Here is a 14,118-nt window from a genome sequence, read left to right on the forward strand (position 1 = left end):
TATGGACTACCCACTTTTGAAAAACAAAATGCCAAAACGAATTAAAAAAGTTTGGCTTATTGCTAATTTACTAGGAGCTTTAATTTTTATCATTTTAGCTAGTTTAATTTATAGAGGTTTAACTTATTTTAAGGTTGAATATGTCAAACCAATTTATTTAATTGCTGTTTTAGCAATTATTGTCATTTGGTCAATCGTTGATATAGCTTTAATTCCTTATCGTTATGCTTTTCATCGCTATGAATTTAATGATGAAGATTTAACAGTTCAATCTGGATTCTTTTTTCGTCATACAACTTTTATTCCATTAAACCGAATTCAACATATCAAAACTGAACAAGGACCACTCTTAAGATTACAAAACTTAACTAAATTAAGTATACATACAGCTGCAACTACCCACTCAATTGCTGGATTAGATACCAATGAAGCAATTGAAGTTAGAAAACAATTAATTCAATTAGTAAAGGTGGCTAAAGAAGATGTCTAAACCAGAACACTTGCACCCTTTTGCCCTCATTATTAATTTAATTAATACGTTTCTTTTAATTTTTTCAATTGTTACATTTTTGCTTACCTTTTTTAGTAATAAATTACCAATCACTAAATTTTGGGGACTTTTACTTATTCCAGTTATTATTTATGCTGTTTTAGAATATGCTTTTACAACCTATCAAATTACAGAGAAATCAATTTCACTGAAGTCTGGAATTTTCTTTAAAAAAGAAAAAATCATTCCTTATTCTAGAATCCAAGCCGTTCATCAACGCCAACCTTTTCTTTATCAACCTTTCAACCTTACACATGTTGGAATTGATACTGCTAATAAAGGTGATCAAAAAGCAGAAATCGACTTACCAGTAATCAAAAAATCAAGAGTTGAGTTAATTGAAAAATATCGCCTGCAATATAATACAAACACTGAAACTAATGACTTTGATAGCTCAACAAAAACTAATTCTGATGATTATAATAATATTTTTGACCTATCAATTAAAAAAGTTATGCTATTTGCTTTAACTGATATTAGTACAATTTTTTCATCAATCATTATATTATTAGCTTTCACTAATATAATTCCCTTCAATTCGATTAAAAACTTTAATTACTCAATCATCTCTATTTCTATAATTTTGATCACATTTGCACTCATTGTTGTCTTCATTTCAATTGGAAAAACGTTTTTCAAATTTTTTGATTATAAATTATATCGTGATAAAAATAATTTAATTATTGAAACTGGATTGTTTCAAAGAAAAACTCAAACTATTCCTGTCGATAAAATTCAAAATATTTATTTAGAAACTAATTTTGCTAGAAAGTTAATTCATCAAACTTCTTTAAAATTAACTATTGCTGGTTCTCAAAGTGATAAAGATAATGTTAGCAATGGAAAAATAATCTTATTCCCATTAATTCATTCAAAAGATGCCATTAATCAGCTAAACCGTTTAATTCCTGAACTAAACATTTCTCAACCTGGCATTAAATTAATAACCAAGCATGATTTACATGCAATTTGGCTATTTGGCCGCTGGTCCTTTTTATCATTTGGTTTAATTAGTATTGGATTATTATTTTATGCTCCAGTATTTTCAATTATTCCATTGATTATTTTAATAATTTCATTTTTTAATGCAATTTATAACACTAATCATCAAGGAATTCAGATTCAAAGCATTAACAATGTAGTTGTTCAAAAGGGATTTTGTTTTGGAACTAATGTTATATTCTTTTCACGTAAAAGAATTAAAGATTTAGACAATGATACAACCCTTTGGCTATACAAAAGAAATCGTGGACACATCACATTTAATTTATTAAATGGTTCTTCCAATTCAGAAGTAAAACTAAGATTTATCAAAAAAAATGCCATGCAAAAAATTGACGATTTTTATCAAAATAAAAGCACTAACTAATTAGTTAGTGCTTTTTTAATTACCAAAAATAGTATGCAATGGCCCTTTAATTAATAAGCTCAAAAAAGTTTCTACAATTTTTTCATGAGAAATATCTGGATGATCTAAAGTATACAAAATAATAGATACATCTGAAGTTGCAATGAAATCAACTGCTAATTGGTCATCGACTGTCATATCATCTCCCTTAATAAAAACAAGGCTTTCTTTAATTCGGTCACTCAACATATTTTTTAATGTATTTTGAAATCCAGGATGACCATTTTCACTTAAAATAATTTTTAATACATTTTGGTTTACTTGAATAATATCCAACAATTGAGCGACATAAATTGATAACTTGTTAGCCAAATTATCGATGGTATTTGATTGATTTATATCATTTTTAGGAATTCCAAATAATTGATTTAAAAAATCCTGCTCGATTTGATCTAAAACTTCATATTTATCAACAAAATGCCGATAAAAAGTTGATCGATTAATCTCACATGCCTGACAAATATCATTCACCGTTATCCTAGTAGTTGGTTTCTTTGCCATAAGTTCGACAAATTTATTTTTAATAATTTGATTTGTTTGATTTAATTTGTGTTTGTAATTAGCAATTTAATAAAATCCTTTCATGTTATGATTAAATAAATTTTTCAAAAGAAGGTTAACTATTATTAAAATTATTATTAGACACTATTACATAAATACTAAAAGGTTCATTCGAAAAGCTTGGTATAACTTTTACGATCGTTATTTTAACGAATTTACTTAACAAAATGCAACAATATGATTCATTTTGACTCTCTACAAACATCTTACCATCAGATATATTATGAATGACTAAAAAACATCTGGAGGTAATCTTATGAAAGACATTTTAAAAAACAAATTTTTTATTTTCGCAACTATCGCTGCTATTTTCATTACTTTAATTATGACAATTACACAAATTCCATCAGTTAAATCAAAACCACAAAATATTGATATTGGAATTGTAAATCAAGATCAAGGTCAATTTGGAAAACAAATAACTAAAAAAATTAAAGCAAATAAAAATAAAGCTGATGGTGCTAAAAAACCGATGTTTAAATGGCATGAATATAAAACCATTAAACAAAGTAACCAAAAACTTAGTAGCCAAGGTAATTACGCCACAATTATCATTCCTAAAAACTTTACCAATCAAATAACCACATTAAGTAAAGAAGGAACTAAACCAACCATTCAGCTTAAGATTAATAAAGGTCGTAATAATGCTTTATCAGGAAACGTTGAAACTATTTTAAATAATGTATTCAATAAAATTAGTCTTGGAATTGGTCAAAATTTATTAAAACAAATTGATGCTCAAAATATTCCAATCAAAGCCAGTAAAGCTGCTGAGTTATCTAATCCATTCCAAACAAAAGCTACTTATGTTCATAATACTAAAAATTTAGAATCTGCTAATAGTGTATTCTTCCAACCAATTTGGATTGCTAGTCTACTAATTACATTACTTCTATTCTACGCTGGTAAATCAATCAATCCTTCAAATCGAAAAACAATGATTAAAGTTAAAACTAGTCAATTGCTTATGACTACTCTCCTATCATTTGTTACAGGATTTGGAACATTATTCTATGTTAATACAATTCTAGGTTATCAATTTAATCAAAATACAACAATTGGATTTTTCCTAACTTTAGCAACTTTCGCTTTCATTATGCTATTCTCTGGATTTATCAGTTGGATGGAGCTTCCCGGAATGGCAATCTTTGGACTTCTTCTCTTCTTCTCAATGCCACTAATGGCAATGGCTCCTCAATTATTACCAGAGTTTTATAAGAATTGGATTTTACCATGGATTCCAATGCGATTCTTATACGATGGTGCAAGAGAATTAATCTACTATGGTAGTAATTTCTGGAATCAAAATTCAATCTATCTAAGTATTACATTACTAATCGGTTTAACATTATTTTTACTAGAAGGTTTTAGAAAGAAATATTCAAAATAAAAAAGATTAAGATATTATCTTAATCTTTTTTAATATCCAAGTGCTCGATATTTATCATATTTACGATGATAATTAAATTTACTATAACTCATTTTGGCTTTTTTATTAGTCCAAGGATCATTATAATAAACATTTTGACTATCATATCCAGTCATTGTAATTGCATGATTAACAAATCCATCAACAAAAGCAACCCAAACTACAACTGGATGGTTATTTCTAACTTCTTTTTTTAACTTAGCTGTTGATGCACCTGTTAGATTCTTTGATGTCCCAACATGTCTTTTAACTAACTTAGTTAAAGCTTTAGGATAAATCCACCAACCAGATTTAGAATAAGGGCTTCCAACAAATCCCTTATTACCATCATAACTACGAGGCATTTCTTTAGCCAACTTAAACTTATTAATATGTTTAGCTCCTGCATAATCTAACATCATTGTTACAGCAACAATTTCACATCCTGTAGGAAGTTCTGGTCTTTGTGGAATTGATTTAACATTTAACAATTTAAAATTAGAACTCATCGCATTTTTATTAACATATCCAATTGTTTTTTTATTAATTCTAAATTTAAGCCAAGTTCTATTTTTTACTTTTTGTTCATTTGTAATTAAAACTTGTTGATTACGATATTTACTAGAATCACTAATTGAATTTAAATTATTTTTACTAGTTTTATATCCACCACTTCGATAAATTTTATAATTAACCTTACTATTTTTAAATTTCAAATAGTAATTAACTTTTTTATTTGACTTTACTTTATCGTATTTAATTTTTTGAACTGGCTTACTAGGTTTTTTATCAGGTTTTTCTTCTGGCTTATTTACATCTTCATTACTTTGATTTTGATCTGTTGGGTTAACAACTTCTGAATCATTTTGGTTATTATTAACTTCTGAATCGGCATTAATAGCTGAAATATTAATTAACATACTTAATGAGCTAATTAAAATAGTTAGAATAATGGAATTAAAAAATCGCTTTAATTCCATGGTCTTGAAACCCCAGCAATGATTGATCTTTGACTATTTTTAATTGGTTGAATCATTACTCTAGGTGGCCAACTTTCAATTACTTGATTATGACCTAAGTACAAAGCAACATGCCAAACCGTTCTAGTTCCAGGTTGATAATAGAAAATTAAGTCACCTCTTTGACGATGACTATAGCTAACTCGCTTAAATTTATTATCTTTAAATAAATTACGACTATTCCATTCATTTCCTGGATAACCATGATGAATTGAACTTACTGGTTTAGGATTAATTCCACCGGCATATAATGCTTGCATAACTAATCCTGAACAATCAGTTCCATAAAATGGATATGATGATGATCCTACAAGATAAAGATTTCCTAAATATCTTTTAGCTTGTTTAATTGCAGCATCAACATGTGCTTTTCTTCCTTGCCAAGCTTTTGCACCTAATGGAGCAACATAACTATCAATAGATTTCCATTGTGATTTTTTTAAGCCCAATTTAACCCAAGTTTTTTCATTAACTCTACCAGTAGCTTTAATGTGATGTTTTCTTTGGAAATTTTGAACTGCATATTTAGTAGCATAATTATACTTATTATAACCATTATAAGTCCCAAGACGTTTCATTACTTTATATGTTTTAATACCTTCATATCCGACACCAATTGAATGTCCAACTTTTCCATATGGCTTAATTTGTGTGTAATTTACTTGATGATATCTTTTAGGGTTTTGATATCCTTGAGTTTTCTTAACAAAATTTTTATTTGCACTTATGTAATAACCTGAAGCTGTTTTTAATGTATGACCTTGGACTGATGAAACCTTAACAAAATTGTTCTTACGATAATAACCTTTATGAACCTTTTTAGTTTCATCTTTATATTTTGCAACTGTTTTCTTAATTTTTACAATTTGTGGATTTTCCTTATAGTACTCACTTGCACTTACATTTGTTGATAATATAACCATCCCAAAAGTAACTACAAGAGCAATAGACAAATATTTATAAATTTTTTTCAACTTCTTCACTCCTATATATATTTTTTAATTACATTTTAATATTATCTAACTTTTTATTAAGAAAAGCAATTTATACCTATTTAATTGGCTTCATCAATAAAATCATCTAAAAAATCTAACATAATTCGTTGTCGTTTTTCACCAATCTTTTTAGCTTCAGATGTATTCAATTGATCCTTTATTTTTAATAATTTTTCATAAAAGTGATTAATTACGGTTCCAGGTTCTCGATATTCCTCTTTATTCAATTTTTTTCTTGGCAAAATATCTTTATCATACATAACTTCTCCAAATTTACCACCATAATAAAAAGCTCGTGCAATTCCTAATGCACCAATTGCATCAAGTCGATCTGAATCTTGAACAATCTGACCTTCTAAATCTAATTCTTTTTTATTAACTAAATTTTCACTAAAAGACATTGAATCAATTATTGAAAATATTTTCTTTATTTTAATTTCAGAGAAATCCAATTCTATTAATTTATTTTGAACAATTTGTTTTTGTTTAATTACATCCTCAAATATTTTTTCATCATAGGAATCATGTAAATAAATTGAAGTTAAAATAACTTCATAATCAACTTTATAGTTCTTCATTATTTGTTTAGCTAATTTTATTACTCTTTTAATATGATTAAAACTATGACTATCATCATTTATTTGCATTATTTGTTGAGAAAATATCTCAATTTGTTTTATTTTATCCATTACTTAATTTCTCCTATCTTTTTTGATAGCTTTGATAAATCAACCAAATGATGATTAAAATAACTGCTGGCCAAAATAATAAATGAAACATCATTATAAGTATCAATAAAAAACCTAAAATTAGAATCAAAAACAAACATGAACATCCATCAGTAAAAATAGCCGCTAACACAAGAAATGGTATTAATAAAATAAATAAAAATAGTAGCAAAAAATAACCTCTTTCGATTTTTAAGATATCTTTATTCTATCATTTAATAAAAAAATAAGAATATAAAAAAAGAGTAATCATAAGATTACTCTTTTTAACTAATATAGTACGTTAATAACTTGCATCAAGATTGGAACTACGATTACGAATAGTACCGTACTTGTAATTACAACATTATTAGCATAATCAACATCACCATTAGAACGACCAACTAACATTGGAAGAACTGCAAGTCCAGGAGCGGCTGCTTGAATGATGAAAGTACTTGCTTCGATTGAAGGAACACCAGCACCACCATTTGCAAATAATACTAGAATACCAATCATAAGAGCTGGGGCAATTACAAAACGGCCCAATAATGCTAGAACTGAATCACGATCAAAGTGAATTGATTTAAGTCCAGCATCAGCTAAAATAATTCCAATATAAATCAATGAAAGTGGTGTAACTAAACTACCAACCATTTCAAATGTTTTACCTAACATTGGGAATTTGTCTGATTCAATAAATGTAGTTGGAATATTAAATGCAATCCATACTAAGGCAACAATAAATCCAATTAGTGGAGCAGGAAGTAATTTCTTCCAATTAAATCCAGCTGAATCTTTTGAACCTTTTTCTTTAGTTGGGTCATCAGCTGAAATAAAGAAGATTCCGATTGCCCAAGTTGAAATAGTATTCATTAGGTAATAAATCAAGAAGTAAGGAACTGCTTCTTTACCAAATAAAGCTAAATTAAGTGGCATTCCAATAAAAATTGTATTGGCATTAACAAACATATTAATGAAAGTACCACGACGACCTTTTCTAATTTTGAAAACATAAATCAATAGAATTGCGACTACATAACCTAATAAGAAACTTAAGAATGTATAAAGTAATCCACTTGATAAACTAACAATTTTACCACGATCTAGTTTGGTAATTACTGACATAAAAATTGAAACAGGTAATGCAACATTCATAATTAAAAATGAAATATTACCTTTAAAAGTATCAGCTAATTTACCTGATTTACGTAACCAATATCCTAATGCAATAACTAGTACGATTTCTCCAACACTAGATAATGATGTAATAAATGCATCCATTATATTAATCCTCCAAAAAAATTATTTATTGATACTTTTATATTCAGGAGCCCACATTGTGTCTTTTACAGCTTTGTCGACATCACTGATATTTTCTCTTGTAAGACCTTGCTTTACTGCACTATTAGCAACTGCTTTAGCAACAGTTTCTGAGAATTCAGTTAATTTATCGACTGGTGGCAAGATAGCTGCACCTGGTTGTGATGCATCAACAATTCCACCAAGTGAATGGGCAGCAGCTGAAATCATTTCATCATCCAATTTAGTTGCTGTGGCAGCAATGGCACCTAATCCAAGACCTGGATATACTAAAGCATTATTAGCTTGTCCAATTTCATAAGTAACCCCTTTGTATTCAACTGGATCTGAAGGAATTCCTGTTCCAATTAAAGCACGACCATCAGTCCACTTAATTACATCTTCAGCTTTTGCTTCAGCTAACTTAGTTGGATTTGAAATTGGGAAAATAATTGGACGTTCAGTATGAGCAGCCATTTCTTTAATAACTTCTTCTGAAAATGCACCTGGTTGAGTTGAAGTTCCTACCATAATAGTTGGGTGAACAGCTTTAACAACATCAAGTAAGTTAGTTAATTGATCTGCATTATCAAATTCATCACGGCTTCTAGCAAACTCTTTTTGACCTTCAGTTAAATCTTCCATGTCATCGAATAATAGTCCTTGTTTATCAACCATGTAGAAATGCTTCTTAGCTTCTTCTTCTGATAAACCTTCTTGAACCATTTCTTCACAAACACGTTGTGCAATTCCAACACCAGCTGTACCACCACCAAAACATAGATATGTTTGGTCAGTCATTTTTTCACCAGAGATGTTTAATCCACCTAATACACCAGCTAATACGATAATTCCAGTTCCTTGAATATCATCATTGAAAACTAAGTAATCATCTTTGTATTTTTTAAGTAAGTTTGAAGCATTTGAACGACCGAAGTCTTCAAAGTGAAGATACATATTAGGGAACATGTCTTCTGCTTCTTTAACAAAATTATCAACAAAAGCGTAATAGTCATCACCATATTCTCTTTTTTGAGAATTACCTAAGTATAATGGATCATTCAATAAGCTTTCACGATTAGTACCAGCATCTAATACGACAGGTAATACTTTAGCAGGATCAATTCCGGCTGCTGCAGTATAAACCATTAATTTACCAGTTGGGATATCAATTCCTTGAGTACCCCAGTCACCAATACCTAAAATACCTTCACCATCAGTCACAACAATTAATTCAATGTCTCGACCATCAGTAGCATTCTTTAATCCTTCTCTAATTGTTTCACGACTACTGTCATTAATTGAAAAGAAAGCAGCATTTTGTGGGTTAGTATAAATTTGACTGTAATTTTCAATTGATTCAGCAATTGTTGGATCATAAACTACTGGCATAAATTCACTAACATGATCAGCGAAAAGTGCATAGAACAATACACGATTTTCATTGAAAATTGTCATTAAATAAATTCTTTTTTCTAAATCTGATTCTTTTCTTTGATATTCTTTATAAACACGATCTTTTTGTTGATCTAATGTTTGTACAGCGGGTGGAACTAAACCTTGAATTCCAAGTGTCTTACGTTCATCTTCTGTAAAAGCAGTTCCTTTGTTTAAGAAAGGATTGTTAACTATTTCTTGACCTTTTGCCATAACAAATATCCCCTTTTTAATAAATATTTAATATAAAGTACTCGAAGAATGTTAAACCTATGCGTATAATATAGTCAAACGCATTTTTGTTATAAATGTTATTTATATGAGAGGAACACATACATGAAATTACAAGATATGCTGTACTTCAACAAACTTGTAAAGCTAAAAAGCTATACTGAAGTATCCAAATTTTTTGAAGTTAAACAACCAACCGTAACAATGGCAATTAAACGATTAGAAGATGAATTTAATATTGATTTAGTAAAAAGAGATCACTCCCACCGAGCAATTACTATTTCAAAAGCGGGGCAAAAATTATTTGAACACACTAAATTAATTGGTGATGAAATCACGGCAATTAATGGAGATATGCAAAAATTAACCAACAATCCTATTCATTTTGGATTACCCCCAATTATTGGAAATTATTATTTTCCAAAATTAGCGACTAATTTAGTTAAAAGAAATATTCTAAGTGATATTCGTAATAAAGAAGATGGTTCAAATAAACTATTGGAAAATTTAAAATCTGGTTTAATCGATATTGCTTTAATAGGTTCAGTTGAACCCATGCAAAATAAAGAAATTGCTGGAGAAGTACTAACTAAAGATCAATTTCACTTTGTTGTACCTAAAAATTCTAAGTTTGCCAACTATGAAACTTTAACTTTTAACGATATTGAAAATGAAAAAATGGTTTTACTATCATCTGATTATGTTCATAATCAAGTTTTTGATAATATGTGTAACCACCATTTTATCCATCCAGAAATTGCATATCGTTCTCAAGATTTTGAATTAGTTAAAAAAATGATTAGTGAAAATTTAGGTGTTGGATTCTTAGTCAAGCACGCGGTTTCAGATCATGATAATTTAATTACAATTCCAATCAATGATCAAGACTTACCACCATTTTATATTTCTGTTGCTTATCGTACATCACATAAATTAAATTTAAATGAAAAAGAATTGATTGAAACAATTGAAGATTCAGTCAAATAAAAAAGATGCCAATTGGCATCTTTTTTATTTACTATCAATAACTTCTTTAGTTCCTAAGATAAATTTTTGAATAATCTTATAAACAAATACAACACTTGCTAATAATATAATTGCAATTAATCCTAATCTTAAATCAATTAATGAAGCTAATGAGAAGAAATTATTAAAGATTGTAAAGACAGACACAAAAGCACCTGCACTAAATACTATTAATCCCATTTTAAAGCGTGTTATTGGAGCACTTGCATTAATTAATGATATCCATGAAATTGCACCTGTCATTAAGACATTTAAAGAAGAAATTTCATGATTACTTAGCTGTAGAAAGTGTCCTAAAATACCAATTCCTAATATATATACAACAACAGTTAATGAAGCTGGAATTGAAATTGCATAAATATTTTTAACAAAACGATTTTTAATAATTTCATAACTAGGTTGTAGCGCTAACAAGAATGTTGGCATTCCTACCATAAAAGCATTAATTGGAGTTAACTGAATTGGTTGGAATGGATAATTTTTAGCAACAAAAACAAAAATAACTGCTAGCATAATTGAATACATAGTTTTGATTAAGTATAAAGAAGAAATACTATCAATATTATTAATTACTCGACGTCCTTCTTTTAAAACATCAATCATTGAAGCAAAATTTGAATCAATCAAAACAACATCAGCAATACTTTTAACGCTTTCACTACCAGATGCCATTGCAATTCCACAATCAGCTTGTTTTAGTGCTAATAAATCATTAACTCCATCACCAGTCATCGCAACTGTATGATCATCTTGTTGATATGCTTTCATTAAATTTTGTTTTTGAGTTGGTGTTACTCGACCAAAGATTACATAATTTCTAGTCAAAGCTTGATAATCAATTGGATCTTTTAATGATGACATATCAATATATTTGTCGGCATCTTCGATTCCAACTTGCATACCAATATTTGATACAGTCATTGGATCATCACCAGAAATAATTCTAATTCTAGCGCCTAAATTAGTGAAGTAAGCTAACGTATCAGCTGCATTTTCTCTAATTTCATCAGAGATTAAAATAAAAGAAATCAATTCAGGATTAGAGAAACCATCTTCAGATAAATCATTTACCTTAACTAAAGCTAAAACACGATTTCCTTTTTCTGCATTTTCTTGAACAATATTTTTCTGACTTTCATTCATTTTTAGAATAAATTGAGGTGCTCCTAAAACAAATTGTCCTTGTTTTATTTGAGCTCCACTCCATTTTTTTGCTGAAGAAAATGGAACAATTAAATCAGACTTAAATGGATTTTTACTACTAAACTGATTTTTTAAAGCAGTTGCAGTTTCATTTTTATCATCAACAATATGAGATAAATCACCAATAATTTCATTAATTTGATTATTATCATATTGCTTGCTTTGTGGTAATGTTTTTTCAAACTTTAAATTACCGGTAGTAATCGTTCCTGTTTTATCTAAACAAATCGTATCCACTCGAGCTAACGTTTCAATTGAAGAAAGTTCTCTAACCAATACTCTTTTTTTTGCTAAGGTATAAGCAGAAACTGCTAGAGTAACCGATGTTAATAAAACTAAACCTTCTGGAATCATTCCAGTCATTGCAGCAACTGTTCCTAAAATTGATTCATTTATGTTTAGTCCATGTAAAAGACGTGAAATAAATAAAATGATTCCAACTGGAATAATAATAATTGTTAAAGTCTTGATAATTTTTTTCAATAAATTAATCAAAACACTATTTTTACTTTCTGTCATTCTAGCTTCATTGGTTAAATAATTAACAAATGCTTCTTTTCCTACCTTAGTAGCTAAGATAACTGCCTCACCACTAACTAAGAAACTTCCTGATGTGATTTCATCATCATTATGTTTAGAAATTATATTAGACTCACCTGTAATTTGCGATTCATCGACTCCGATACCCTTAGTTGTGATAACTTTACCATCAACTGAAACTTGATCTCCACGATCCAAAACAATTAAATCACCTAAAACAACATCTTCTGGTTGAACAGTTTGTTTAACTCCATTTCTAATCACTTTGACATTTGTTTGTGATAACAAAGCCATTTTATCCACTTGTCTTTTTGATCTAATCTCTTGAAAAATTCCGATTGAAGTATTCACAATTGCAATTACAATAAAGACCAAATTTTTATAACTACCCGTAAAAATAACTAATGCAGCTAACAATACGTTAATCATATTAAATAAAGTAAAAATGTTATCTGAAAAAATTTGTTTATTACTTCTAGTTAAAGATTTAGGAGGAATATTTTTATTACCAGTTTCAAGTTGCTTTTGAACCTGCTCATCCGTCAATCCATTTTTTAAATCAACATCTTTTAGATTGATTCCATTATTCATAATAAGATATCCCCCCTTTAAATTATTTCTAATTATAATTGATTTCAATTTAAAATTAATGACTAAACTACCAATATAAGAAAAATTTAAGTAACCAATTAATTTTTCTTACAAAAAAAGACAATTAAATTGTCTTTTTATTTTTTATTATATTTCAACAATATCATCTTTATAATATTGCTTTAATGCTAAAGCAAAATTTCCAATTGTTGCTGAACCATTATTTTTAATTGCAGGAGAAGAAATATAATGATTTAAATCATCTAGTGGAAAATAATTATTGAATAACTTCTTGAAGTGATTTCTAACTTTCACTAAAAATGGTTCACTAACTACTCCACCACCAAAAATAATTTTTTCTGGTCGAATAAATAAAGTCACTTGCATTGCAGCCTGTGCAACATAATAAGCTACCTTATCCCAAGCAGAATCAGTCATTGGGACATCTTTACCTTTTTTACCAGTCCTTTGTTCAAAAGTTGGACCGGATGCTAATCCTTCTAAACAATCATCATGATAAGGACAAACTCCTGAAAAATTTTGATCTTCTGGATGTTTTTTAACTAAAACATGTCCAACTTCAGGATGACCCATATATCCTAATAATTCACCATTATTAACAATTCCAGCACCAATTCCAGTTCCAATTGTATAATAAGCCAATGAACGGATAGGCTTTTTTTGATTAATCGAATTAATATATTCACCATATGCAGATCCATTTACATCAGTAGTCCAATAAACTGGAATATCAAAATGTTCCTTAATAAGACCTAAAAAATTAGTATTCTTCCATCCCTCTTTTGGAGTATCTGTAATATAACCATACTTTGGATTATTAATTCTCACTTCAATTGGTCCAAAAGAAGCAATTCCAATGGCCATTAGTTCAGGAAATTTTTGAAAGTAATTAATGCATTTTCCAATTGTTTCTTCTGGATTGGTAGTTTCAAAACTAACACTATCAATTTCTTTATATGTTTCATCACCAACCGCACAAACAAATTTCGTACCGCCAGCTTCAATACTACCTAATAACATTAGTTATTCCTCATTTCATCTGGTCTCTATTTAAATCTAAGCATAAAACATCTAATGATATCATTATATTATTTTTATTCAATAAGACCAACTATTTTG

12 protein-coding genes are annotated in these 14,118 nt (G+C 28.6%); 4 read left to right on the forward strand and 8 right to left on the reverse strand.

Features of this window, described 5'->3' with window-relative positions; all coding sequences use genetic code 11:
• Positions 1–28: 28 nt before the first annotated feature.
• Both GSH19_RS03830 and GSH19_RS03835 read left to right on the forward strand, forming a co-directional pair.
• Positions 29–490 (forward strand): PH domain-containing protein, encoded by a 462-nt coding sequence (locus GSH19_RS03830; RefSeq protein WP_237026763.1) that lies wholly within the window; start codon positions 29–31, stop codon positions 488–490.
• Complete coding sequence (locus GSH19_RS03835) at positions 483–1,919, forward strand: PH domain-containing protein (protein ID WP_237026764.1); 1,437 nt, start codon at positions 483–485, stop codon at positions 1,917–1,919. The genes GSH19_RS03830 and GSH19_RS03835 overlap by 8 nt, the downstream gene beginning before the upstream one ends.
• A gap of 15 nt (positions 1,920–1,934) precedes the next feature.
• Here the strand turns inward: GSH19_RS03835 and GSH19_RS03840 are convergent, their stop codons facing one another.
• Positions 1,935–2,459, reverse strand: coding sequence for a TetR/AcrR family transcriptional regulator (locus tag GSH19_RS03840; RefSeq protein ID WP_237026765.1), 525 nt, complete (start codon positions 2,457–2,459; stop codon positions 1,935–1,937).
• Positions 2,460–2,775: 316 nt separating this feature from the next.
• Between GSH19_RS03840 and GSH19_RS03845 the strand changes: the two genes are divergently transcribed.
• Positions 2,776–3,909 carry a YhgE/Pip domain-containing protein gene (locus tag GSH19_RS03845; RefSeq protein ID WP_237026766.1) on the forward strand — a complete coding sequence of 378 codons (1,134 nt, stop codon included), beginning with the start codon at positions 2,776–2,778 and terminating at the stop codon, positions 3,907–3,909.
• Between the two features lie 29 nt (positions 3,910–3,938).
• On the opposite strand, the gene GSH19_RS03850 is transcribed toward GSH19_RS03845, so the two are convergent.
• From GSH19_RS03850 to GSH19_RS03870, 5 genes are all read right to left on the reverse strand, one after another.
• Complete coding sequence (locus tag GSH19_RS03850) at positions 3,939–4,907, reverse strand: C39 family peptidase (protein WP_237026767.1); 969 nt, start codon at positions 4,905–4,907, stop codon at positions 3,939–3,941.
• The gene (locus GSH19_RS03855; RefSeq protein WP_370636144.1) at positions 4,898–5,920 is read right to left on the reverse strand and encodes an NlpC/P60 family protein; all 1,023 of its coding nucleotides are present in this window, start codon (positions 5,918–5,920) and stop codon (positions 4,898–4,900) included. Before GSH19_RS03855 ends, GSH19_RS03850 begins: the two co-directional genes overlap by 10 nt.
• An 80-nt stretch (positions 5,921–6,000) precedes the next feature.
• On the reverse strand, positions 6,001–6,630 hold the full coding sequence (locus GSH19_RS03860; protein ID WP_237026768.1) for an HD domain-containing protein: 630 nt from the start codon (positions 6,628–6,630) through the stop codon (positions 6,001–6,003).
• A 309-nt stretch (positions 6,631–6,939) separates the two neighbouring features.
• Positions 6,940–7,932, reverse strand: coding sequence for an AEC family transporter (locus GSH19_RS03865; protein WP_237026769.1), 993 nt, complete (start codon positions 7,930–7,932; stop codon positions 6,940–6,942).
• Positions 7,933–7,953: 21 nt separating this feature from the next.
• On the reverse strand, positions 7,954–9,600 hold the full coding sequence (locus GSH19_RS03870; protein WP_237026771.1) for a malolactic enzyme: 1,647 nt from the start codon (positions 9,598–9,600) through the stop codon (positions 7,954–7,956).
• 123 nt (positions 9,601–9,723) lie between these two features.
• Here GSH19_RS03870 and GSH19_RS03875 point away from each other — a divergent pair, with 123 nt between their 5' ends.
• Positions 9,724–10,605 carry a LysR family transcriptional regulator gene (locus GSH19_RS03875; RefSeq protein WP_237026774.1) on the forward strand — a complete coding sequence of 294 codons (882 nt, stop codon included), beginning with the start codon at positions 9,724–9,726 and terminating at the stop codon, positions 10,603–10,605.
• Between the two features lie 24 nt (positions 10,606–10,629).
• Here GSH19_RS03875 and GSH19_RS03880 read toward each other — a convergent pair whose 3' ends face one another.
• A complete protein-coding gene (locus GSH19_RS03880; RefSeq protein WP_237026775.1) occupies positions 10,630–12,978 on the reverse strand; it encodes an HAD-IC family P-type ATPase in 2,349 nt (782 codons plus the stop codon).
• Between the two features lie 147 nt (positions 12,979–13,125).
• Positions 13,126–14,019 (reverse strand): ROK family protein, encoded by an 894-nt coding sequence (locus tag GSH19_RS03885; RefSeq protein ID WP_237026776.1) that lies wholly within the window; start codon positions 14,017–14,019, stop codon positions 13,126–13,128.
• Between the last annotated feature and the right edge of the window lie 99 nt (positions 14,020–14,118).

Source organism: Lactobacillus sp. S2-2, from assembly GCF_021698855.1.
Lineage (GTDB): Bacteria > Bacillota > Bacilli > Lactobacillales > Lactobacillaceae > Fructilactobacillus.